General features: G+C 59.0%; 19 protein-coding genes. All 19 read right to left on the bottom strand.

Annotation, left to right across the window (positions count from 1 at the left end):
• Positions 1-2: 2 nt before the first annotated feature.
• The 19 genes from E4633_RS16510 to E4633_RS16600 all read right to left on the bottom strand — a co-directional run bounded on the left by E4633_RS16510 (position 3) and on the right by E4633_RS16600 (position 23,944).
• Positions 3-1,199: a GumC family protein gene (locus E4633_RS16510; protein WP_135871789.1), complete on the bottom strand. Its 1,197-nt coding sequence runs from the start codon at positions 1,197-1,199 to the stop codon at positions 3-5.
• A gap of 161 nt (positions 1,200-1,360) precedes the next feature.
• A complete protein-coding gene (locus E4633_RS16515; protein ID WP_135871791.1) occupies positions 1,361-4,129 on the bottom strand; it encodes an SLBB domain-containing protein in 2,769 nt (922 codons plus the stop codon).
• Positions 4,130-4,655: 526 nt separating this feature from the next.
• A complete protein-coding gene (locus E4633_RS16520) occupies positions 4,656-5,171 on the bottom strand; it encodes a KdsC family phosphatase (RefSeq protein ID WP_135871793.1) in 516 nt (171 codons plus the stop codon).
• Between the two features lie 225 nt (positions 5,172-5,396).
• Positions 5,397-6,362 (bottom strand): KpsF/GutQ family sugar-phosphate isomerase, encoded by a 966-nt coding sequence (locus E4633_RS16525; RefSeq protein ID WP_135871795.1) that lies wholly within the window; start codon positions 6,360-6,362, stop codon positions 5,397-5,399.
• Positions 6,363-6,406: 44 nt separating this feature from the next.
• Entirely contained in the window at positions 6,407-7,228 is an 822-nt protein-coding gene (gene kdsA / locus E4633_RS16530) for a 3-deoxy-8-phosphooctulonate synthase (protein ID WP_135871797.1), read from the bottom strand.
• Positions 7,229-7,517: 289 nt separating this feature from the next.
• The gene (locus E4633_RS16535) at positions 7,518-9,119 is read right to left on the bottom strand and encodes a CTP synthase (RefSeq protein WP_135871799.1); all 1,602 of its coding nucleotides are present in this window, start codon (positions 9,117-9,119) and stop codon (positions 7,518-7,520) included.
• 217 nt (positions 9,120-9,336) lie between these two features.
• Complete coding sequence (gene kdsB, locus E4633_RS16540; protein ID WP_135871801.1) at positions 9,337-10,092, bottom strand: 3-deoxy-manno-octulosonate cytidylyltransferase; 756 nt, start codon at positions 10,090-10,092, stop codon at positions 9,337-9,339.
• Positions 10,093-10,284: 192 nt separating this feature from the next.
• Complete coding sequence (locus E4633_RS16545) at positions 10,285-11,520, bottom strand: EAL and HDOD domain-containing protein (protein WP_135871803.1); 1,236 nt, start codon at positions 11,518-11,520, stop codon at positions 10,285-10,287.
• Positions 11,521-11,677: 157 nt separating this feature from the next.
• Positions 11,678-12,745 carry a protein-glutamate methylesterase/protein-glutamine glutaminase gene (locus tag E4633_RS16550; RefSeq protein ID WP_135871805.1) on the bottom strand — a complete coding sequence of 356 codons (1,068 nt, stop codon included), beginning with the start codon at positions 12,743-12,745 and terminating at the stop codon, positions 11,678-11,680.
• Complete coding sequence (locus E4633_RS16555) at positions 12,746-13,237, bottom strand: chemotaxis protein CheD (RefSeq protein ID WP_135871806.1); 492 nt, start codon at positions 13,235-13,237, stop codon at positions 12,746-12,748.
• Entirely contained in the window at positions 13,234-14,112 is an 879-nt protein-coding gene (locus E4633_RS16560; RefSeq protein ID WP_135871808.1) for a CheR family methyltransferase, read from the bottom strand. Before E4633_RS16560 ends, E4633_RS16555 begins: the two co-directional genes overlap by 4 nt.
• 25 nt (positions 14,113-14,137) lie before the next feature.
• Positions 14,138-16,225, bottom strand: a complete 2,088-nt coding sequence (locus tag E4633_RS16565) for a chemotaxis protein CheA (RefSeq protein ID WP_135871810.1) — start codon at positions 16,223-16,225, stop codon at positions 14,138-14,140.
• On the bottom strand, positions 16,222-16,587 hold the full coding sequence (locus E4633_RS16570) for a response regulator (RefSeq protein ID WP_135871811.1): 366 nt from the start codon (positions 16,585-16,587) through the stop codon (positions 16,222-16,224). The genes E4633_RS16565 and E4633_RS16570 overlap by 4 nt, the downstream gene beginning before the upstream one ends.
• On the bottom strand, positions 16,587-16,949 hold the full coding sequence (locus tag E4633_RS16575) for an STAS domain-containing protein (protein ID WP_135871813.1): 363 nt from the start codon (positions 16,947-16,949) through the stop codon (positions 16,587-16,589). The genes E4633_RS16570 and E4633_RS16575 overlap by 1 nt, the downstream gene beginning before the upstream one ends.
• A gap of 15 nt (positions 16,950-16,964) precedes the next feature.
• On the bottom strand, positions 16,965-18,761 hold the full coding sequence (locus E4633_RS16580) for a methyl-accepting chemotaxis protein (RefSeq protein ID WP_135871815.1): 1,797 nt from the start codon (positions 18,759-18,761) through the stop codon (positions 16,965-16,967).
• 543 nt (positions 18,762-19,304) lie between these two features.
• Positions 19,305-19,949: a metal-dependent transcriptional regulator gene (locus E4633_RS16585; protein WP_135871817.1), complete on the bottom strand. Its 645-nt coding sequence runs from the start codon at positions 19,947-19,949 to the stop codon at positions 19,305-19,307.
• Positions 19,950-20,463: 514 nt separating this feature from the next.
• Positions 20,464-22,455 (bottom strand): ferrous iron transport protein B, encoded by a 1,992-nt coding sequence (feoB, locus tag E4633_RS16590; RefSeq protein ID WP_135871819.1) that lies wholly within the window; start codon positions 22,453-22,455, stop codon positions 20,464-20,466.
• 160 nt (positions 22,456-22,615) lie between these two features.
• Positions 22,616-23,047 carry a Fur family transcriptional regulator gene (locus E4633_RS16595; RefSeq protein ID WP_135871821.1) on the bottom strand — a complete coding sequence of 144 codons (432 nt, stop codon included), beginning with the start codon at positions 23,045-23,047 and terminating at the stop codon, positions 22,616-22,618.
• 216 nt (positions 23,048-23,263) lie between these two features.
• Entirely contained in the window at positions 23,264-23,944 is a 681-nt protein-coding gene (locus tag E4633_RS16600; protein ID WP_135871823.1) for an ankyrin repeat domain-containing protein, read from the bottom strand.
• Positions 23,945-23,968: the final 24 nt, after the last annotated feature.

A 23,968-nucleotide genomic window follows, 5' to 3' on the forward strand; every position in this document is an offset into this window, starting at 1 on the left:
TCTCACCATTTAAATTTTTTGAAAACGTAAATCCAGCGTTGCTTGTCGGCTTCGGGCATATTGCTCACACCCTCCAGGAACAGCGCAAAAGATACGGAGAATATGAACGAGAACACAGCCGCGATCTTGACTATCTTGCGCCTCATCGGTTTGCTCCTGAATTCCGGGACCTTGGCCCGTTGCAGAACCTGAAAAGGCGACACGTCTTTGGCTTGGCTGTACTTGCTTAATTCCAATTGCTTGGTCAACATCTCAACCAACGCTTCTTGAATCTTGAACTCGCGCATCAAGCGCAAATACTCGTTACCGATCTGCGGCATGGCACCCACGGAAGGGATGGTACTGCTCCCCGTCCCGTTTCCTTCCAGCTTGGCAATCTGGTGCTGCAAACTCGCCGCGTTTTCCTTAGCCAGTTTCACTTCCTGGCTCGATTCCGTGAAACGGGCTCTCAGCGCGCCCAGTTCGACCTCTATCAGGGCAAGTTGTGCCCGCAGTTGGGCGACGCCTTCTACGGTTGCCTTTGCCTGATCCGTGACCGATATCGCTTTGTTCTTTGTCTGAAATTCCTTCAGTGCATCCTCGGCATGGCGCAGGTTGGTTCTGGCCTCGGCAACGCGCTTTTCCAGAAAAACCGTGTTGTCCGACGCCTTGCTCATATTGAGTTGTGAAGCGAGTTTCCCGAGTTGCTCGACATACTCGTTGGCGATGGCTGCGGCAAGCTTGGGGTCTGCTTCATCCATGGTTATGGTGATGACGCCATCCTTTTTACCCAAGCTGATGGTCGTTTTGGCGTCAAGGGCGTTATAAGCATCGGCCCGATAGTCAGCCTTGTAGAGCTGCATCAGCTTAAAACGGTCGATAATGGAATCCTTGACCGTTTCACTTTTCAACATCGTTACGTAGAGTTCCGCTTTGCTGTTGCCCCCAAGCCCGCCAACCGCACCAGCCACCCCGCCGAGCTGCGCCACCATGGCTCCAACCATCCCCTTGTCTTCTTCGCCCGGAAAGACCATAGTCTTTGCGGAGTATACGTCCGGAAGCATAAAGGCGTAAACGGATGCAATTACGACAGCAGCCATAGTCATAGACAAGACCATAGTCTTGTACTTTGCAATGACAAGGATATAGTCAGTCAGGCTAGGCCTCGCTGATCCATGATCGTCAGGCAAAAAAGTGGCACTCTTTGGTGTGTCAGACATTGTAAAACCTCTGCAATAAATTGCTTAAAGCTCTATACCGTTGTGTCTTGCTGGCTATTACAGGCATATGGGCAACCGGGATAATCTTCACGCTGTAACATTAGCTCCCCGACGATGATTGACAGGAAGCAAATAACAGACTCCTTGCCTTTACGATTCCTTTACTTTCCTGCTGCGATGGCGACGCCGGCGGTCATGGCGATATTGCCCAGGATCTGGGTGATTTCTTTAACCGTTCTCAGCCACGCGGTCTTCTCGTACTGGCGCGGCACGATGATGGTGTCACCGGAGTCGAGTGACTTACCCCAGAAGGAGTTGTAGAAAAGGAACTTCCCGGAGTTGGCCTGGCTCACGACGGTGCCACTCACCTTGACTACATAGATTTCACTTGTATCGGCATCACCGGTTGGGCCGCCGACCTGTTGCAGGTACCAATCGACGTCACGCCCCTGCTGGCTCACAACGGTGCTCTGGTTGTAGACGTTACCGATCACGTTGACGCCGCCTGGATCGCTGGGAACGGTGAGTTGGTCGCCGCCCTGCAGTTCCAGGTCGTAGGGGCCTCCCTTCAGTTCGTCCAGCGAGGCGACCTCCATCAGCACGCGCCCCTCGGCCTTCTTGGTCTTCAGGATCTCCACGCTGCGCGTAAGGCCATCCAGGGTCGTCTTGGCGGCGGAAACCTCCTCTGCCGACGCTGCGGTTTGCGCCATGTTGGTCTGCAGGTGGATGATATCTTCCTGTGCCTTTTGCAGTGCTTCATCCATGCGTTGCTGCTGCAGTTTCCTGACGTTCTCCCTGGTGAACTTGGCCCCCTTCATATAGGCGAGGTTTGAGAAGCCGCCTGCCCTGGCGATAACGGAGGAGAGACGTTCTCCTTTGTAGATCGGGTAGGTTCCGGGGAAGACGAATTCGCCGCTTAGAGTGACGTAACGGTCGGTGGCATCTGCCCAATTGGGGATGCGCCTAACGGTAAGCTCGTCCAAGGGCTGCAGTTTGATGTTTGCGTCCCCCCCCTTGAGGGCTGCTTCGAGATCTACTGGCAAGACAATGGAGACTACGCGCGATTCGGCACGCTTAACCCTCACTATCTCAGCGTTTTTGAGATAAGCGCTCAGTTTCACGTTGCCGGCCTGCATGAGCAGGTCGCGCACGGTCATGTTCTCTAGATAGCGGTACTGTCCCGGCCTAAGCACCTCACCGCTTACCTGGACGAAGGGGACTTCCTCCATTTCGGTACGCGAGAAGATCTTCACGCGGTCAAATTCCTTCAGTTCAAGGTCGTAATCGGGCTCACCGTTGAGTGCGCGGGTCACGTTGAAGAAGACGATCTCAGGGTGCAGGTCGGGGGGGAACAGCCGGGTGATCTGTCCGGCGGCGGCGTGATATTCGGGTAACAGATTGTCTCCCTTTAGAAGGGAGCTGACACGCATGCCGGGCTTGAGAGCGTAATCGCCGGGGCGCAGCACGTGCCCTTCGAGCCGCGCGTACCCGCGGAGAACGGTATCGATCGACAGGACCTTGACCAAGTCCAGATCCTGCAGCTTTATGCTGGCAGTCGCCTCCTCGACACTCTTGCCGGGCTCGAGGCTTATCTCGGTCACCATCTTCTTGTCATGCGCCTGAACCCGGTACATCTGGAGCCGCTGCAGGTAACCCGTGGAGTTGATCCCGCCGCAAAGTCCAAGCAGGTCCTTCAGGCTGCTTTCGCCCTTGAGCTCGTAAATACCAGGGCGGCGGACGTTGCCGGCGACTCCCGCCACCTTGCCGATCACCGGGACCAACACGGTGTCACCCGGCTGCAGTCGAATGGCTTTGCCCTGGTCTCCCTTGAGAAAGAAGTCATAGAGGTCGACGGTTTCGACGACATTGCCGTTTCTGTTGATCTTGATGTTCCTGAGGCTGCCGTTTTTGGTCGGGCCACCGGCCGCCGCCAACGCGTTGATGATTGTGGAGAGCGAGCTCACGTTGTACTCGCCCGGTGCGGCTACTTCGCCTACGATGTAGACCTTAATGACCCTCAACCGCCCCATGTTGACGTTGACATGGAAGTCCTTGAAGATGCGCGCGAGCGTGTTTTTCAGCACCCCGGGCACCTGGCCGAAGGTCTGCCCCGCCACCTTTACCGCCCCTACCTTGGGAAGCACGATCTCGCCGCTGCGGTTCACCTCGAGCTCCCAGGTTCCATCGATACTCCCCCAAAGGGTGACGAGGAGCCGGTCGCCGGGGCCTACTACGTAGTCGGGGCCGACGGGAATATCCATTTGTGCGGAAAGGGGGTCGTTCGTCTCGGGACGGAAGAAGTTATAGCCGAACTGGTTAAGGGTGGTGCCACCGTAAGGCTGTGAAAGAGAGTTCTCCGCGGTGACGGGGGCCTCCCCCATCGCCTTTTCCAGCGCGGAAGGTTCTGCGGGGACCACCGGCTGCTGGACGAGCTGCGGAAGAGGCTGTCTTCCCTGTTCCTGGTCGTATTGCTGGGGCTGCTTGTTTGAGCCTGCCGGAGGTTGGTTGCTGTTTTGCCCCTGGAGGCCGTACTGAGCGCCCGGTTGCCCCGGTACCGTTCCTTGCACGCTTCCCTGCCCCGGGACCGACGACTGCCCCCTTACCGTTCCCGTGTTCTGACCGGCAGGTTGCACCTGTCCGAAAATCGGCTTGGCGCCGTAGGTCTGCATCTGAAGATTGGGCTGAGCGTATGGCTGCGCCTGCCCGGTCGTCTGTTGCTGGGACGGATATTGAGAATAGGAGGTCGCGGCGTTTTGATCCGTCGGTGCGGGGATCGTAAAGTAACTGGAGGTGGCCGGTGCGGTCGCGGTTGCCGAGGTGCCGGAGTAGTACGTAGTCCCCTGAGAGGTGCTGTCGTAGAGGCTTGCGGAATATGAGGTGGTGACAGTGAGCAGGAACAGCGCAGCGGCGAACAGCAGTATTTTTTTCATGCCTTCGAGAACCTCGTAAAAGTAGCTTGGCGCGGAAGGTACAACGGACAGAAAGGTGGGTATCCCTACATCGACGCCGACAGCTTGAGTGTACTAACGTTTAACGGTCCTGGGACGGGGACGGCCGATCAGAATCGACTAATGATCAGACGTTACGGTATAGCACTTCTACGGAGCTATGTAAATTCAAAAAACCCGTTTGAGTATGGAATCAGACTCCCCCAAACTCCGGCACAACGCCAGCAGATTCCATGCCACAACTGACATCTTCTGGAACAGTGAGAGTATTAAACCGTATCAGTACCTGTAATAAGAGTTATTCACATGTGATTCTGATACAATAGACGAACCGCAGTAACTGTATCAACATAACTCAAAACTGAACCATAAAACCTTTCGGTGTCAATATCGGATCTTGGCAGTGGCTCAGATACAAAAGCATGTCAAAAACAAAAAAAGGAATGTCTGAATATTGACATTCCTTTTCCTGTTATTTTTGGACTTATCGATCTAAATTTGCGTCACATCAGACATAGTACCTTGAAGTGACGGCGTCCCACGTCCCCTGGGCCTTCAGGATGAGATCGCACACCTCGCGCACCGCACCCCAGCCACCACGGTTCTTGGCGACGAAGTGGGCGAAGGGCAGGACCTCGGGCACCGCGTCGGCGGGGGCGGCTGCGAAGCCTACCCTCTTCAGAAGCGGGATGTCGATGACGTCGTCCCCCATGAAGGCGACTTCCTCGTCGGACACTCCGGTTGCCTCCAGCATCTGGCGGTACGGAACCAGTTTGTCCAGCGACTTCTGGTACACCTGGCCGATGCCGAGTTCGACGGCGCGGTTGTACACCACCTGGGACTCGCGGCCGGAGATGATGCCGACTTCTATGCCGGAGCGCTGCAGCATCTTGATGCCATGGCCGTCTTTTACGTTGAAGAACTTGCTCTCCACGCCGTTGGAATCGAAGATGATGCGTCCGTCGGTAAGGACGCCGTCCACGTCGAGGATAAGCAGCTTGATCTTTTTCAGTCTATCTTCCATAAGAACCTCACAAAACCTTCGTCACGCAAAAATGCAAAGCAAATCAAAGCACAAACCAAAACTTGTCACGCAAAGACGTAAAGTCGCAAAGTAAATCTTAAAATCGAAAAGCTTTTTGGGGTTAAACCAAAATCTGTGTTTGTTCTGCTTGTCTTTGCGCCTTTGCGGCTTTGCGTGAGAAAGGGGGTTAAGCCTTTATCCCCTTCATCCCCGTTTGAATAGGTTTTATGCTATCCCGGCCTTCAGGAGATCGTGCAGGTGCACGATGCCCACGGGCTTGGTGTCTTCGTCGTCGGCAAATACGAAGAGGGATGTGATGGAGTACTGCTCCATCTGCTGCAACGCACGGGCGGCCAGTTCGTCGCGACGTATCCGCTTGGGCCCTGCCTTCATCAAATCGGATGCGGGAAGGTTGATGATGTCGAGCCCCTTGCTAAGGGCACGGCGCAGATCCCCGTCGGTGATGACTCCGATCAGCGCGCCGTCGGCGGAGGTGACGCCGGTGATGCCGAGCCCCTTGGAGGTGATGGTGAAGAGCGCCTCGCGCATAAGCGTGTCGGCTGCGACGAGCGGAAGCCCTTCGCCGGAGTGCATGATGTCCTCCACTTTCAGAAGCAGCCTGCGCCCGAGCGCTCCGCCGGGATGGAACATGGCGAAGTCCTCGGCCCGAAAACCGCGGCTTACGAGCAGCGCTACGGCAATGGCGTCCCCCATGGCAAGGGTAACCGTGGTGGAGGCGGTGGGGGCGAGGCCAAGCGGGCAGGCCTCTTCCTTCACGGAGATGTCGAGGAAGATGTCGCCGCTTTTGGCGAGGGTGGAGTTCGGGTTGCCGGCCATGGCGATGAGCGACGCGCCCAGGCGCTTGATGATCGGGAGGATGCGCACCACCTCGTCAGTCTCACCGGAGTTGGAGATGGCAATTACCACGTCCCCCTTCATGATCATGCCGAGGTCGCCGTGGATCCCTTCCGCGGGGTGCAGGAAGAAGGCGGGGGTTCCGGTAGAGGCCATGGTGGAGGCGATTTTCTGGCCGATGAGGCCGGACTTGCCCATACCTGTGACGACAACGCGCCCCTGGGTGTTGAGTATCATCTGCACGGCCTGCTCAAAGGCCTGGTCGATGGAGGACTCGAGGTTCAAAAGCGCCTCTGCCTCGACGCGGATCACCCTTTTTGCTTCTTCTAAAATCAAAATGGACTCCTTAAAGCTAAAACCCAAAAAACTTAAAGGCGGTTTTACTGTTTCACGATGGCGTCGATGGCCTTCAGTTTCTTCAGAAGCACCGGGAGGTCGTCGAGACGCACGGAGTTCGGTCCGTCGCAAAGGGCCTGCTCGGGCTCCTCATGCACTTCCATGAAAACGCCGTCCACACCGGCGGCTACCGCGGCGCGGGAGAGAAACTCCACGTACTCGCGCTGGCCACCGGACGAGGTCCCCTCGCCTCCCGGCAACTGGACGCTGTGGGTGGCATCGAAGATGACCGGGAAACCGGTGGAGCGCATGATCGGGAAGCTGCGCATGTCGACGACGAGGTTGTTATAGCCAAAGGAAGCGCCGCGTTCGGTGAGGATGATGTTGTCGTTCTCGCAGGAGCGAAGCTTGCCGACGACGTTTTTCATGTCCCACGGGGCGAGGAACTGCCCTTTCTTGACGTTGATCACCTTGCCGGTCTTCGCCGCGGCGACCAGAAGGTCGGTCTGACGGCAGAGAAAGGCGGGGATCTGCAGCACGTCGAGGACGTCGGCGGCCGGCTCCACCTGCTCTATGGAATGGATATCGGAGAGCACCGGCACGCCGAGCGATTCCTTCACCTTGGCAAGGATCCTGAGACCTTCGGTCATGCCGGGGCCGCGGAAGGCGGTGACCGAGGTGCGGTTCGCCTTGTCGTAGGAAGCCTTGAAGATGAGCGGGATGCCTACGCCGTTGCAGATGCTCATGAGCCGTTCGGCGTGGCGCAGCGTCGCGGCTTCGTTCTCGATGACGCACGGCCCGGCTACCAGCACGAGCGGCCTGTTGCCACCTATCTTGATGTCACCTACAGCGATCTCACGAATCATAACTTCTCCTGTATATCAAACCCAAAAACGATGTCACGCAAAGACGCAAAGCCGCAAGGAAAGTCAAAGCCAAAACCATTTTAACAGGGATGAAGGGGATAAACGGGATAAAACTGAAACAAGGACGCAAAAAGCTTTGTCACGCAAAGAGGCAAAGTCGCGAAGAAAGTTATAGGCAAAACCATTTAACAGGGATGAAGGGGGTGAACAGGATAAGACCTAAAGACGAAAAGCGTCTTTGCGTATCCCCTTCATCCCTGTTTGAATCGGTTTTGTTTTAGTTTCCGGTTTACCCTTTGCGTGCCCTGGTGGCGCCGATGAAGGCCTTGAAGAGCGGGTGCGGGTTGAGCGGCTTGGACTTGAATTCCGGGTGGAACTGGCACCCCAGGAACCACGGATGGTCGGGCAGCTCGATGATCTCCACCAAGTTCCCTTCCTTGTAGACGCCGGAGATGATCATACCTTTCTCCTCAAGGGCGGCCCGGAAGGTGTTGTTGAACTCGTAGCGATGACGGTGCCGCTCGGAGATCTCGGTGGCGCCGTAGGCCTTCTGCGCGAAGGTCCCCTTGACGAGAGAGCAGGGATACGCGCCAAGGCGCATGGTGCCCCCCTTCTTGTCGACCCCCTTCTGCTCTTCCATGAGGTGGATCACCGGGCTCTTGCATGCCGGCTTGAACTCGCTGGAGAACGCTTCGGGAAGCCCGCAGACGTTGCGCCCGAACTCGACGGCGGCCATCTGCATGCCGAGGCAGATGCCGAAGAAGGGAACCTTGTGGACGCGGGCGTATTCGATCGCCTTGATCTTCCCTTCGGTGCCGCGCTCGCCGAAGCCGCCCGGAACGAGGATGCCGTCCACGCCGGAGAGGAACTTGTCCGCCCCCTCTTCCTCGATCTTCTCGGAGTCGAGGTAGACCAGGTTGACGCGGCAGTCGTTGGCGATGCCGCCGTGGGTGAGCGCCTCGGAGAGCGACTTGTAGGATTCCTTCAGATCGACGTACTTGCCGACCACGGCGATGCTGACCTCGCCGCAGGCGGGGTTGGTGAGTTTGGAAACCACCTGCTGCCAGTGCGACAGGTCCGGCGCCTTGGTCCAGATGTTGAGCTTCTCGACGACCTGGTCGTCCAGCCCCTCGAGGTTCAGCGCGAGCGGCACGGCGTAGATGTGCTCTGCGTCACGGGAGGTGATGACCGCCTTTTCCTCGACGTTGCAGAAGAGAGCGATCTTCGCCTTCATGTCCTGGGGAAGTTCCTGCTCGCAGCGGCACAAGAGGATGTCCGGCTGGATGCCGATCTCGCGCAGCTCCTTGACCGAGTGCTGGGTCGGTTTGGTCTTCAGCTCGCCGGCGGTCCTGATGTAGGGGACCAGGGTCACGTGAAGGTAAAGGACGTTGCCGGGGCCGCGGTCGCTTTTCAGCTGGCGGATCGCTTCGAGGAAGGGAAGCGATTCGATGTCGCCCACGGTGCCGCCGATCTCGACGATGGCGATGTCGCTGCCCTTCGCGTTCTCGAGGATGTTGGCCTTGATCTGGTCGGTGATGTGCGGGATGACCTGGACGGTGCCCCCCAGGTAGTCGCCGCGGCGCTCCTTCTCGATGACCGAGAAGTAGACCTGACCCGTGGTGAAGTTGCTCTTTTTGGAGAGCTTGCTGGAGGTGTAGCGCTCGTAGTGACCGAGGTCGAGGTCGGTCTCGGCGCCGTCGTCGGTCACGAAGACCTCGCCGTGCTGGAACGGCGACATGGTACCGGGGTCGACGTTGATGTACGGATCGAGCTTCTGGATGGTGACCCGAAGGCCCCTCGCCTCGAGCAGAGCGCCCAAAGAAGCGGCGGCGAGTCCCTTACCTATGGAGGAGACAACGCCGCCGGTTACAAAGATAAATTTTGTCTTCACTGAAAAAACCTCCGAATGGAAACCGTTCAACGTTCAGCGTTCAACGTTCAGCGCGATACCGGTTAAAAAGCGGTAGCTGCGTGACGGAACCTGAAGCGTGAACTTGATACAAAACGTTCGGCGTTGACAAGCAAATCCCCCCTGTCCCCCCTTCACAAAGTGGGGAACGCGAGGACTTGTGCAACGCTTCGTGGAAAGTGGAACTTTGCTGCTTCCGTTAGCCTTTAAGCTTGGCAAGCACCTTCTCGAGATCGGCGGGGGTGTCCACACCTATCGACTCGAACTCGGTCTCGACGACCTTGATGCGATAACCGTTTTCCAATACGCGCAACTGCTCGAGCTTCTCGGCCATCTCCAGATAGCTCGGCGGAAGTGCCGCGAACACCGGGAGAAACTCCCTGCGATAGACGTAGAGACCTACGTGTTTGTAGCACAGAAGCTTGCCGCAGCAGAAGGCGTCGTCCTTGAGATCGTTCCACTTGTCCCGGAAGAAAGGAAGCGGCGAACGCGAGAAGTAGAGCACGTTTCCCTTAGGATCGGAAACCACCTTCACCACGTTCGGGGAAAGAAAGTCGTGCAGGGTCCTGATCCGGCATTTGAGGGTCGCCATCGGGATGGTGGCATCCTCGAGCATCGGCTCGATGGCCTGGTCGATCATCGCGGGATCGATGAGGGGTTCGTCCCCCTGCACGTTCACGATGATGTCGGCATCAAGCCTTCCCGCCACCTCGGCCAGACGGTCCGTCCCGGTCTCGTGCTCAACCGAGGTCATCTCCACCCTGCCGCCGAAGTTCCGCACCGCGGAGGCGATACGCTCGTCGTCGGTCGCGACGATCACCTCGGAAACGAGCTTCGCCTTGGAGGCGCGCTCATATACATGCTGCACCATGGGCCGCCCCATGATGTCCGCCAATGCCTTACCCTCAAAACGCGTAGAAGCATACCTGGCGGGAATTACCGCGGTTATTTTCATTTGGCGTCTCAATACGGACCGAACCGGCGTGGCCGAGCCTCAAGTCCTGGTTGCGGTTGTTTAGTGGTGATTTGTACTGGCTGGCTTGCTGCTTGTAGCCGGTGGAGCGCAGCCTGAACTGCCGGCTCCGTCCCTTTGTCTGGCGGGACGAAACAAGTTACATCAAAAGAAAGGTTCGTGTCAAGGAGTGAATCAGAGGGAAGTACTAAGCTTATCGGCCCACGAAAAGGTCTCCAACTGTGCGGTAAGAAGCTGATCAAGGGAGAGCTCGCAGATCTCGAGCTGCTCGTTGACCGCCGGGAAATCGGCCTGTTCCAGAAGCTCGGCAAGTACAAGCAGCGCGCCCAGATCGCCGTCTTTATGCAGCAGCGCACTCTTCACACTGTCCACCAGGTTGAGCTTTCCGATGAGCTCCGCCATGGAATCTTCGAAGAGTACGTCTATGAGTGAGAGAATCCCGACCATGAAGGCCTGGTCGGCAAGTTCGCTTGCGGCGCGGCCGTGCGAGGCCAGCATGAGGAGTTCCATGAGCTTGCCGCGGGTCGCCGCCATCTCGAGCAGCGGGCTCTGCACGCCGTTACTGTCGTTGTTCGCGTAAAGGGCGAGGGTGATCCAGCGCTTCAGCTGTTCGAGGCCGAGGACGGTCAGGGCGTGGCGCAGCGTCTTGATGCGCACGCGTAGCCCCATGGCGACCGAGTTGACCAGGCGCAAAAGGTTGTAGGTGAGCCCCGGGTTCTGCTTGAAGGTCTCCTCGATCTCTGACCACTCGGCGTCTGCCATCACCTGCTTCATGAGCTGCATCATGGTGATCTTGCCGATGTCGATCTTGTTCTGTCTCAAGACCACCGGGCGCGCGAAGTAGTATCCCTGGAACAGGTCGAAGCCGAGCTGTGAGCAGAACTTGTAGTGGTCTGCGTTCTCCACCTTCTCGGCGAGCAGGGTGAGCGGCCAGTTCCGGAACTTGCCGACCATCTCCGCGAGCGAGGAATGAGGGGTCTCCAGTACGTCCACCTTCACGATGTCTATGAGGCGGTAGATGTCGTGAAAGCTCTCCGAGTAGACGTGGTCGTCGAGTGCGAGGGTGAAACCGAGTGATTTGAGGGTGCGGCAGCGTTCGAAAACTTCCGTGTCCGCGACGATGGTCTCCAGTAGTTCAATGACCACGCGGTCCTTCGGGAGAAGTTCCAGCGCGTCACTCATAAGCACTTCGCGGGTGACGTTGAAAAAGCCCTTGTGGCGTCCGAGCACATCCTGGAAGCCGAACTCGGAGAGGGAGTTCACGATGACGCTGGCGCTCGCCATCTGCAGGTCGGAGACGTTGGCCGCGTAGAGGCTCTCCGGAGAGCGGAAGAGCAGTTCGAATCCCACGATCTGCTGCGTCCGGTCCAGTATCGGCTGGCGCCCGAGAAAGAACTTTTCATCAACCATGTCAACACCCCGAAAAACCGGTTCTACGTTCTATGTTCTACGTTCTAGGTTAAGGACTGAAAAACATCCTGCCTCGGGTGAAGCAGGTGAAGCGGCTCTCGGCTCTACGGTTCTAAGGTTGCAACGTAGAACTTAGAACCTAGAACTTAGAACGGCCTTACTGACACAGCCTCAGCATCTCCCGGCTGATGGAGTCCAGCGGGCGGATGTAGTCGACGCCGCCCTGCTTGATCGCCTCGTTGGGCATCCCGAAGACGATGCAGCTCGCCTCGTCCTGCGCGATGTTCAGGGCACCCGCCTGCTTCATCTCCAGCATGCCGTGCGCCCCGTCATCTCCCATGCCGGTCATGATGATCCCTACCGCGTTCTTGCCGGCATAACGCGCGGCGGAACGAAACAGCACGTCCACCGACGGACGGTGCCTCGAGACGAGCGGGCCATCCTTTATCTCGACAAAATAGCGCGCACCACTGCGCTTCAAAAGCAGATGATGGTTCCCCGGGGCGATCAGCGCCCGGCCACGCACCACGGTGTCGTTGTTCTCGGCTTCCTTCACCGTGATCCGGCACAACCCGTCCAGCCGCTGGGAAAAGGCGCGTGTGAACCCCTCAGGCATGTGCTGCACGATCACGATACCGGGGCAGTCCGCGGGAAGCGACTCAAGAAAGACGCGCAGCGCCTCGGTTCCACCGGTGGACGCGCCGACCACCACCACCTTTTCGGTGGTCTGCATCATCGCCTGGCTTTTCGGCTTCTCCATGATGACGTCGGCGGTCAGTTTCGGGGCCACCTGATGAGTTACCACCGGGACACGCCTGAGCCTCGCCTGGCTCGCGGCCTTGACGACGTCGCAGATCCTCACCCGCGACTCCTCGAGAAACGCCTTGGTCCCTAGACGCGGTTTCTGGATGATCTCCACCGCGCCGTACTCGAGCGCCTTCAGCGCGGTCTCCGACCCCTTCTCGGTGAGACTCGAGCACATCACCACCGGGATGGGATGCTGGCTCATGATCTTGTGCAGGAAGGTGATGCCGTCCATGCGCGGCATCTCGACGTCGAGGGTGATGACGTCGGGGACCTCCTGCCTGATCCGGTCCGCAGCGATGAACGGATCGCCCGCCGTAGACATCACCTCGATCTGCGGGTCCGAGGAAAGGATGTCGGCAAGCGTCTGGCGCACTACGGCCGAGTCGTCAACGATGAGCACTTTTATCTTCTTGGGCATCTAGCATACCCCCGATCGGTTCAGCCTTTTGAGAAAGACGGCGCCGGTATGGGTGTGGAAGATGATCTTCCTCCCCCGTTCGCCGAATAGGTCCTGGTTCAACACCTTGATCGACTCCCGTGCGAGCACCGCGAGCGCCATCTCGGCGTTCTGCCTCCCGACGGCCCGCCCCCGGCCGCGCCCCTGGAACATGTCGGAGCCGCCGAAAACCTTCACCTCGAGTTCCCCGGCAAGCGCCCCCCGCTCCAGCAACCGCGCCAGCATCTCGCGCAGGGCGCTGTCCATGAACCTGCCGGGATGGGTCACCCCTTCCGCTTCCCTTTCGCGGCAGGTAGGGAGCTGGGCGTGGCAGATCCCCCCGGTTTTCAACCTTTGGCAGAACATGGTAACAGCAACGCAGGAGCCCAGCAGGGTGGTCACCAGCAACGGATGTGAGCTTACCACTATCTGTCCCGGTTTCAGGAAGAGAACCCCTGCCCCCTCCGTGCTCATCGCGGCTTCCGGTACACCGTCGGGTACACGCTGACCAGCGGTACGTCCAGGCCGCTCAACGTCTCGGAATGCCCCATGAAGATGTAGCTGCCGGGCTTCATGTTGCGGTGAAAACGCTGCAACAGCCTCTCCTGCGTCGGCCGGTCGAAGTAGATGATCACGTTGCGGCAGAAGATGATGTCGAGCGGCTCGCGCATGCCGAAATCGTCATCCATGAAGTTCAGGCGGCGGAAGTTCACCTTGGCGCGCAGCTCCGGCACGATGCGCACCATGCCGCTTGCACGGTCCTTGCTGCGCAAGAGGTACTTCTTCTTGAGCTCGATCGCCACGGGCTCGACCTGGGACTCGTTGTAGATGGCGGTCTTCGCCTTGTCGAGCACCCGGGTCGAGATGTCGGTGGCGAGGATCTTGAAATCGAAGCCGGGGTTTCTCGCCGCGAACTCCGAGAGCACCATGGCGAGGGTGTACGGCTCCTCGCCGGACGAGCAGCCGGCGCTCCAGATGGCGAGGGTCCCGATCGGATGACGCTTCACCCATTCGGGAAGCACGGCCTGGGTCAGGTAATGGAAATGGTCGGGCTCGCGGAAAAAATCGGTCTTGTTCGTGGTCACCATGTCCAGCATGGGAACCAGCTCCCTGTCGAGCCCCTCTTGAGAGAAGAGAAAATCGCAGTAATCGGTGAAGCTGTGCATGCCGAGACTTCTAAGTCTCTTCTGCAGGCGCGCTTCCAGCATCGTCTTCTTCACGTCGGGCATCTTGATGCCGCAGGTGTCGTAGATAAACCGGCTCAGCCTGCCGAAGTCACGCGCAGAAAGCGACGCACTCGGCTCAATTCGACCTGGTTCCTCCATCTTGAGGGCCTCCGCTGCGTACATTTTTACCGCTACCTCCTGCCCGCTTTTACGCCTGCGCCGCCTCTGCCGCCTGCACGAGCTGTGGGATGTCGAGAATGAGCGCCACGGTGCCATCGCCCAGGATGGTGGCGCCCGAGATCCCCTCGGTGTCCTTGTAGGCCCGCCCGAGCGATTTGATAACGGTCTGGTGTTCCCCGATCACGTGATCCACCACGAAACCGACCCGTACCCCGTTCACCTGGGTGATGACGATCTGCTCGATCTCCGGGGGGGCGCCGGGAATCGCGAAATGCTCCCTGAGCGGGATGTAGGGGACGAGTTGGTCGCGTACGTGGGCCAGGTTCCTGCCGTGGGCCGCGGCCACATCCTCCCGGGTGAGCTCGACGCACTCGTCGACGAGGGCAAGGGGCATCATGAAGGAGTCGTTGCCGATCTTTACCAAGAGGCTCTCGATGATCGCCAGGGTAAGGGGGATCTTCACCATGATGCGGGTCCCCTCGCCGCGCACGCTGGTGATGTCGATGGAGCCGCGCAGGGCCTCGATGGCCCGTTTCACAACGTCCATGCCGACGCCGCGCCCGGAGACCGAGGAGACCGTCTTGGCGGTGGAGAAGCCGGGGGCGAAGATGAGGTTGAAAAGTTCCTTGTCGGAAAGCTCGGCCCCGGCAGTGATGATGCCGCGCTCGATCCCCTTGGCCCGGATGGCCTCCTTGTCGAGCCCGGCGCCGTCGTCGGCGATGGTGATGAGAACGCTGTCGCCGGAATGAACGGCGGAAAGGTGCACCGTGCCGCGTTCGGGCTTGCCCGCCGCGACACGTGCCTCGGGACGCTCGATGCCGTGGTCGATGCTGTTTCTGATCAGGTGCACGAGCGGGTCGTTCAGCTTCTCGATGACCGTCTTGTCGAGCTCGGTCTCGGCCCCTTCCGTGGTCATCTCGATCTGCTTGCCGAGCTCGGCGGAGAGGTCGCGCACGAGGCGCTTGAACTTGCTGAAAGTGCTGCCGATGGGGAGCATCCGGATGTTGAGGGCGCTGTCCCTCAGTTCCGCCGTCAGCCGCTCCACCTCTTCCGCGATCGCCATCAGCTCGGCGTCGTCGCGCTGGGCCGCGGTCTGCGACAGGCGCGCCTGCACCGTCACCATCTCGCCCACCAGGTTGACCAGCAGATCCAGCCGCTCCGCGGGGACGCGGATGCTCGAGGAGGCCTCGGCGACCTGCTTCTCCTGGCGGACTTCTTTTATGTGCTGCTGCTCCGCCAGGGCCGCCTGAACCTTCCCTTCGTGCAGAATCCCTTGCGAGATGGCCAGCTCGCCGAAGCGCTTTTGCTGGGATAGGACGGCCCTCATGGCGTCGCTGGTGATGTCGCCGCGCTCGACGAGGATCTCGCCCAGCCTCTTGTAATCCTGTTGTTCCTCGTAGCGGTTGTGTTCGGCGATCGGCTCGATCTTCAGCTCACAGTCGTCCTCGACGAAGATGAAGACGTCGCGGATGGCGTTTTCCCCCTGGTCCGTGGTGAGGATGACGTCCCAGTAGACGTAGCAGGATTCCGGGTTCATCTCCTCCAGGCAGGGAAAGCCCGCCGTCTGCGCCACAACGGTGCAGGCGCCCAATTCCTTTAACTCCGCGATCAGGGTGAGCGGGTTGGTGCCGGAGACGAAGATCTCGCGCGCCGGGGCGAAGCGGATCCGGTAGGTCACCGGGTCCTTTTGCGCCTCGTGCACCTCCTCCTTATGTGCCTCGGCGGCAACCTGCCCCTGGAACCCGGCGAGCTCGCGCAGCCCCACGATGATCCCGGCGCTTGCCTGCAGATCGGTCGCCTCACCGCTGTCCGCGGCATCCAGCATGGCCCGGATCTGGTCGCGGGCGGCAAGGGTGAGGTTCACCAGACGTCCGGTGACCTGGAGCTTTCCGTTACGCACCATGTCGAAGATGGTCTCCACCTCGTGGGTGAAGCTCGCGATGTCGTCGAAGCCGAACATCGAGCCGGACCCCTTGATGGTGTGCATGGCGCGGAACACCCTGCCGATCAGGTCCTGGTCGTCGGGTCGCTCCTCGAGCTCGAGAAGAGAACTTTCCAGCTCCGCCAGGAGCTCGTACGCCTCCTCCTTGAATGCCTGCCGGTGTTGGTCGATCATCCCAACACCTTTTTAACTACCGCCATGAGCTGTTCGGGCTTGAACGGCTTGACGATCCAGCCGGTAGCACCCGCCGCCTTACCTTCCTGCTTCTTCGAATCCTGAGACTCGGTGGTGAGCATGACGATCGGGATGAACTTACAGCTTGCCAGGGCCCTCGCCCCCTTGATCAGCCCGATGCCGTCCAGGTTGGGCATGTTGAGGTCGGTGATCAGCATGTCGACCTTGGTGCTTGCGAGCTTTTGCAGCGCGTCCTTGCCGTCGACCGCCTCGACCACCTCATACCCCCCCTGCTTCAGGGTGAAGGTCACCATCTGCCTGACGCTCGCGGAATCGTCCGCGGTCATGATTACTTTTGCCATTAGTTATCTCCTCCTACCCAGATACAGCTGCACGCACGATCATAGGCGCAACCTGTATGCCTGCGGAATCCTGCCGAGGTCGCCATGTCGCGGAAGGTCGGGTTGCCGCCGTCCACGATGTGGAATTCCTTGCCAGCCGTTCCCGCGCTGTGGTGAGCCGCACAAAGAAGCTGCAGGCCGGTCAGATCTATTCCGGTGAGTGCGGAGACGTCCACCTGCACCTCGCTTCCACCCGAGAGCGCCTCGATGAGCGCCCCCTTGAAGTCTCCGGCTACGCCTATGGAGACCTCTCCTGCGACCTTCAGGACCCGGGTTCCGGGATGCGCGGGGTCTTGCCTGCACTCCAACATCAACTCTTCCATTTCTTCCTCGCTGTTTTAGAAAAGCTCCACGTTCCCGCCCAGGTCATCATCCGCCGCCGGAGCGGGCGAGGAGGCCGACTGGGTAGGCGGCCGTCTTTCGGAAGTCGAGCCGCTCATCGATTCATGAATCCTGCGTTCGCTCTGCATGGTGTAGCGCTGGGCCAGCTGGTCCAGGTTCCCGGTCGAGCCGGCAGGCGCGATGATGCGTGCGTCGGCCGCGATGGCGGAGAGCCCTCTGATGGAGACTTCCAGAACCCTGGCCACCTTCTGATGCACCGTGATCCCGGCGATCGCCTGCTCGATCTCGGTGGAAAGGTGCGAGACGCCGTCGTCCATGCTGCCGAGCGAATGCTTCAGGGTATCGTTGACCCGCCTGAGGGACTGGACCAGGGCCGAGAGCTTGTCCACCATCAACTGCACCTCGCTCTCGAGGTTGGAGGCCTCGGCGTTCACCCCTGCGCTCAACCGGTCGGTCACCGAGATGATCCCCTGCAGCGTGTCGGAAACCGCGCCGGTGTGGGTAATGGCGTCTATGGACAGACGCTGGATCGCTTCGGCAAGGACGCCGAGCGCGGCCCCCTCGTCGCCGGTATAGGCCGATTTTATCTGGGCGTTGAGGGCGATCAGCTTGATCTCCTCGCCGATCCTTTCGATGTCGCCGACAAAGGTCGCGATCTCCCCCACCGTCTCTGCCACGGTCGCCATGGCGGCGCAGAGCCCCTGGTTCACCCGCGAGCTTTCCATGAGAGCGTCGCTCGCCACCGAGATGTCCCGCTCCATGTCGGTGAAGAAGCCGCCTCCGGCCTGGTCCGCGATCCCGGCAAGACCGCTTGTCTGGGTGGAAAGCCCGGACTGTTTGCGCGCCACCTCCCGAAGACTTTCGATGATGGTGCGCACCGCGGCGTCCAGTTCCTCCGAGGCGTGTCTCAGTTGGGCCACCTGCAGCTCGCAGATGATGGCGGCGGCATCCGCGCCCGCCGAACCGTCCGAGAGCCCCTGCTTCAGTTCAGCAAGGGACTCCTCCACGTGCTCGATCTGCTGGCGCACGATATCGTGTGCCTGCATCGACATGACGACATCGCCGATGGAGCGGGAAACCTCGTCGGATACCGCGGAGATGGTCGCGGCGGAGCTGGAACAGCGGGAGTTGATTTCGGTCAGGGCCTGCACCCCCGTCCTGGTCCGTCCCAGCACATCGAGGACCTTGTCGTGCTGCTTCGCACCCGCTTCGAGTACACCGGTGAGGGTCTGCGCGATGGCCCGGGCGAGGTCGTCCTTTCTCTTGATGATGAAGGCGGCCTTGTCGTTCACCTGGACCGATAGTTCGCCGACGTCGCTTGCCAGGGTGTCAAAACCGGCGGCGCTCTGCCCAAGCCGCGCGCTCTCGATCTTGGTCGAGATGCCTAGCATGCGCAGCACCTTGTTCACCTTCTTGAACCCGGAGAGCGGGTCGCTTACCTGGGAGAGGAGGCTCAGGATCTCGCGCAGCGTCTGTGCGCTCTCCTCTATCTCACCCTGGGCCCGGTCCACGTAGCGCCCCATTTGGTCGAGCATGTCGTCCAGGCCACCCATGGCAGCGGTGACGTGTTCACCCGCCACCTCTCCTACCATCGAAGAGGCGAGCTCAGATATACCGACGCCGCGTTGGTAGAAGTCCTGCAGCCTGCCGCCGATGGCGAGGAATTCGTCCTCCGTCGTCCCGGAAATGACGGCTAATTCCGACACGGCTTTGTCTAGGGCCGCAGACCACGCTTCGGCGAGCCTCTTCAACTCGGCCTGTTGCTCGTTTATGTCTTTGCCGGCAGATATCATATCGTTCCTTTTAAGCGTTTAACCTTCTCACGCCCCGTTTGCTGCGCTCACTCAAGCCGCAAAGTCGCAAAGAAAGTCTCACAATTCAAATGCCAAACCGTTTAACAGGGATGAAGGGGATAAAACCTCAAAACAAAGCGTTTTTTGGCTTAACCCAGAAGGCTTGTCCTTCTTTGCGCCTTTGCGGCTCCGCGTCTTTGCGTTGAAAGATTACAGTTACAGGGTTTGTGCCTCTGGCTGTCTTTCTTTGCGTCTTGGCGCCTTTGCGTGAGAAAGGTTTTATGCCTTTATTCCCTTCATCCCTGTTTGAATCGGTTCTAGCCCGGTGCCCGCGCACCTTCAGCACGCCTAGTGCCCGGTCTTGATACTTTATCGTCACGGTTTTGAAGATCTTGAAGTCTTTTTCTCATGGGGGGGAAAAGTGCGTGGTGCTAATGGGACGGAGGGCAAAGCCGCGCGGGGAAAAACAAAAAAGGCGCCCGGTGAGGGGCGCCTTCGGTGTTGCGGGCTGCTTTGCGGCCGTGTCGGCAAGGACGGTACAGCCTATCTCCTGACGAAGATCTCACGGGCCATGGCGGAGTCTATGGCGAACTCGGAGAAGCCGACCCTAAAGATATAGGAGGGAAAGGCCTGCAAAAGCGAGATGCGGTTGCCCGGAAGCACCCCCATCGCCATGAGTTTCTGCATCTTCTTGCTGTCCTCGGTCTGGATGTAGGCGATGTCACCTTCGTCGCCCGGCTTGAGCTCGGTAAGCGGAACAACCCCGAGATCGCCGCTTTTGCGCGCCTCGTCGCAGCACTCACCCGGGGGGATAGGCTTGCCGTGAGGGCAGGTGACTGGGTGGTTCAGCATGGCGCAGACCTTGCTGTCCACACCCTCGTTCAGAAGGTGTTCGAACTGGCACGCCTTCATGTCGCCGCTTTCACCACGGATGTTGAGGACGTCCATCATGAGCCGCTCGGCGAGCCGATGCCGCCTGATGGTCATGCGCCCCTCCTCGCGTCCCTCCGGACGGAAGTAGATGCGCCCGCCGCGGATCTCGACGAGGGCACGGGAGGAAAGCTCCTGGTAGGCCGGGTCGGACGCCTCGATCTCCATCCGGTCCAGCTCGGCGTAACCGGTCCCCTTCTCCTCCGACTCGATCCAGAGCGCCTCCAGTATCTCTTCCGCTTTATCACTAAGTTTCATAACATCTCCTTTTACTCCCTCGCTCGAGGGTCATCATCGGCCCACGGGCCTTGCGGCGCCTGCTGGATCTATTGTTTCTTTCCGAAAATTTTCTTAAGCCCCTTAACGAGAGCCGGCTCCGGCGGGTTCTCATAATTGCAGCGGGGACATTTTACCATCTTGCAACCGGATGACATCGGGCAATTCTTGCATCCGACGTTTCCTTCACTTTCTTCGAACTCATGTCCGCAAAATCCGCACCGCATATAACCTCTGAACACGTTCTAAGTTCTACGTTTTATGTTCTTCGTTAAAAGCCAACCCGAAACAAAATACATCTAACAGGGATGAAGGGGATGGACGGGATAAAACCTTGAGACTAAACGATTTTGGTTTAACCCAAGTCTTGTTTTTCTTTGCGTCTTTGCGGCTCCGCGTCTTTGCGTTGAAAGATTACAGGGTTTGTGACTCTGGGTGTCTTTCTTTGCGCCTTTGCGTCTTTGCGTCTTTGCGTGACAAAGTTTCTTGAATGTTTTTAAAGGATGTTCGTCAGCAGCAGGAAGCGGTTCAAAAGCCAGCCGCAGCCGAAGGCGAAGGTGGAGACGAAGAGACCTATGCTCAAGGCCACGTTCCACCCGCGCTCCTTCTTCATGATCAGAAACTGCGCGACGCACGGTATGAAGAGGGTCAGGGTCACGGCGGCGACGGTAAGCTGGCGCGGGTTCATCAACCCCTTGCTCTGCAGATCGTAAAGACCGGCTGCACCGTAGTCACGGCGGAAGAAGCCGAAGATGAACGCGACGGCCGATTCCTTGGGAAGCCCCAGGGACGCCATGACCGGAGTCATCGCCTCGATCATCTTCTCGAAGAAATGGGTGATCTTGCCGAGCCACAAAAGCACCGAGGCGAGGATGAAGAGCGGCAGGATCTCCATGAAGTACCACTGCATCCTCGTGTAGGTCTTGGTGAGCACGTTAGAGAACTGCGGCAGACGCATCGGCGGGATCTCCATGTAGAACATCGGGGTCTCGCCGGGAAGCACCTTGGCGGCAAGAAGGCCGACAAGCAAGAAGATGCCGAAGAGGCAGAGGCTCCAGACCAGGAGCGCTCCCGGCGTCTGGGAGAGCAACGACATGATCACGCCTAACTGCGCGGAGCACGGGATGGCAAGCGCCAGAAGCACGGTGGCGATCACCCGCTCGCGTACCGTTTCAAGGGTGCGCGTTACCATGGTAGCCATGGTGTCGCAGCCAAAACCGAGCACCATCGGGATGACGGCACGGCCGGTGAGCCCCATCGTCTTGAAGACCCGGTCCACCAGCAGGGCCAGGCGCGGGAAATAGCCGCTGTCCTCGAGGACAGAGAAGAAAAGGAAGAAGGTGGCGACGATGGGCAGGATGATGCCGACGGCATAACGAAAGCCCAGGGTGATGATGCCGTATTCGCCGACAAAGAGCTCCTGGATCACGGGCCACGGCACGCTCCCCTTGACGACCCCTGTGATCCAAGGGTTGAAGTATTCCTCGAACCCTTTTCCCTCCAGGACGTCGACCAGGGTGCCGGCGCCGAAAACGCCGACGAACTGGTAAAGGCCGAAGTAGAGCACGATGAACAGGAGTGGTATCCCCGTCGCGGGGCGCACCGTCAGGCGCGAGATGCGCTCGGCCAGGGTTACCACCCTCTTTTCCGGAGTCTTAAAGGCGCCGTCGAGCACCCGCTTGACGATGCCCTTGCGCTCCATGGAGAGGTCGAGATGAAAAGATTCGCGCCGCTCGAAGCGCTTCTCACGCACCGCGCCTTCCACCAGGGTGAAACCCTCCCCCTCGGTGGCGCGCACGAGATCGGCGACCTCGTCGTCTCCCTGCAGAAGAAGCAGCGACAGCGCCTTCTTCGAGAGGATGTAGTCTCCCTTCAAGGTCGCGGCGATCTCGGCGATGTCCCCTTCCATGAGGCGCGAAAAGCTGAAGGGGGGGGTGGCGCTCGCGCTGGAGCCTGCGATGGCGGCCTTGATCTCCGGGACACCGACCTTCTTAGCGGTCGCGGCGCCGATCACCGGGATGCCGAGGCGCTCGGACAGAAGCGGGATGTCGATCTGAAGCCCCATGCGCGCCGCCTCGTCCATGATGTTCACCACGAGGATCACGGGGAGCTCGGCCTCGATCAACTGCAGCGTCATGGGGAGCATGCGCTCCAGGTTGCGCGCGTCAAGGACGTGGAGCACGAGGTGCGGACGCTCGGTGAGGAGGATCTCCCGGGCCACCCTCTCCTCCTCGGTGATGGGGAGGATGGAGTACATCCCCGGGGTGTCGATGATCTCGAATTCCTCGCCGCCGATCACGGTGTTGCCGCGGGAGACCTCCACCGAGGTGCCCGGGTAGTTTGAGACGGTGACGTAAGCGCCGGTGAGGGCGTTGAAAAGCACACTCTTGCCGACATTGGGATTCCCGACCAGCGCCACCTTCTTGGCGCCGGTGCTGGTGACGGTGGGTGTTTCATGACAGGAACCCTTCTTACCAAAAATCGACATGATTCTACTACCCCTCTTTAACGTTAGCTTGCCAATGAAATGTCAATGGATATCACTTTCATGATGGCGGGAAAATTTTTTTACTGCTCTTGATCGATGGGTTGGCTACGCAGGCGGGCCGGGAGGAGCAGGCGGTCGTGCCAGGCTCCCTCCCCGGGCGTTACTTCCTGCAGGTGGCGCAGAGGCCGTACAGTTCGAGACGGTGCCGCTCGATAAGGAAGCCGTGAGTCTCGGCCACTTCGTCCTGCAGCTTCTCGATCGCTTCGTTTTCGAACTCTTCGATGTGGCCGCAACGGGTACAGACCAGGTGGTCGTGATGCTCCCCCTCGCTCACGTGCTCGTAGCGGGTCTGGCCGTCGCCGAACTGCATCTCGCGGGCGATACCCGCCTCTGCGAAGAGCTTGAGGGTGCGGTACACGGTGGCGTAGCCGATGTTAGGGTGCTTGGACCTGAGCTTCAGATACAGCTCCTCGATACTCAGATGCCTGTCGCTGGAGAGGAAACTGTCGAGGATGATGTCGCGCTGCTTGGTCGACTTGAGTCCACGCTGGGACATGAATTCGGCGAAAGCTTTTTTCTTGGCTCGTTTCATGAGGACCCCAATTGAAAGTGGATGTCATGATAACGACGAGCCGTGTCACTGTCAATATTTTTTTCCGGGAATGATGAAAGAGTGGGATATCTGGATCAGAGACGGGCGAATTCTGGCTTTAAAGCTCTCTCAAACTGGGAGAGGGCGCCCGATGCACAGGTGAGGGATTGGTTATTCAGGAGAAGCAGCTGCATGAGTTGTGCGACCGGACGCATGTCACATGTACGGCAGGCCAGGTGGTACGGTCGCCCCCCGCTCCCGCAAAAGCCGCAACAGTTCTGCACGCTTGTGACAGTCCGGGAGGTCGGGATCGATGCACAGGCGGCGCTGGTCATCCACCAGTTGGCCCAACACATTAAATCCATGGCTACTTCGAACCCTAAACTCCGCCCCCCTAAGCAGCAGGTCTTTTGCCCGGTCGTACTCCATGTGCATAACCAAGTCGAGTAGCAATGATGAGCCGTCAGGCAGTTTTGAGTTGATGTCTGCTCCACTCGAAAGAAGCATCTCGTACTGAATCCAGTTCTGGCGTGATAGTGCGAAAAATATTAACGGCATGCCCTGACATTTCAGATTCGGGTCTAAACCGAACTCCAGAAAAAGGCTCAGAAAATCGGGGTCTTTTTCTGTAACGGCGTCATCCGCTGCTGCCACAACACCCCCAGGTGTTATGGTATTAGGGTCAACTCCCAACTGGAACAGCAACCTGACCACCTGCTTTTGCTTCAGCTTAACCGCAACCCGTAGAGGCGTATTCTCATGCTTCCCCACCACATTCAAATTCCCGCCCTCTCCGGCCAACGTTCTGATTGCCTTTAAATCGCCTAAGGAAATAGCTTTGATCAAAGCTACATCCTTAGACATCTCAAAATCCTGATTATATGCGCTTTCTGACATTGACTTATCTCCCACACAACTGGT

The sequence above is a fragment of the Geomonas terrae genome, assembly GCF_004791675.1.
GTDB classification, from domain to species: Bacteria; Desulfobacterota; Desulfuromonadia; order Geobacterales; family Geobacteraceae; genus Geomonas; species Geomonas edaphica.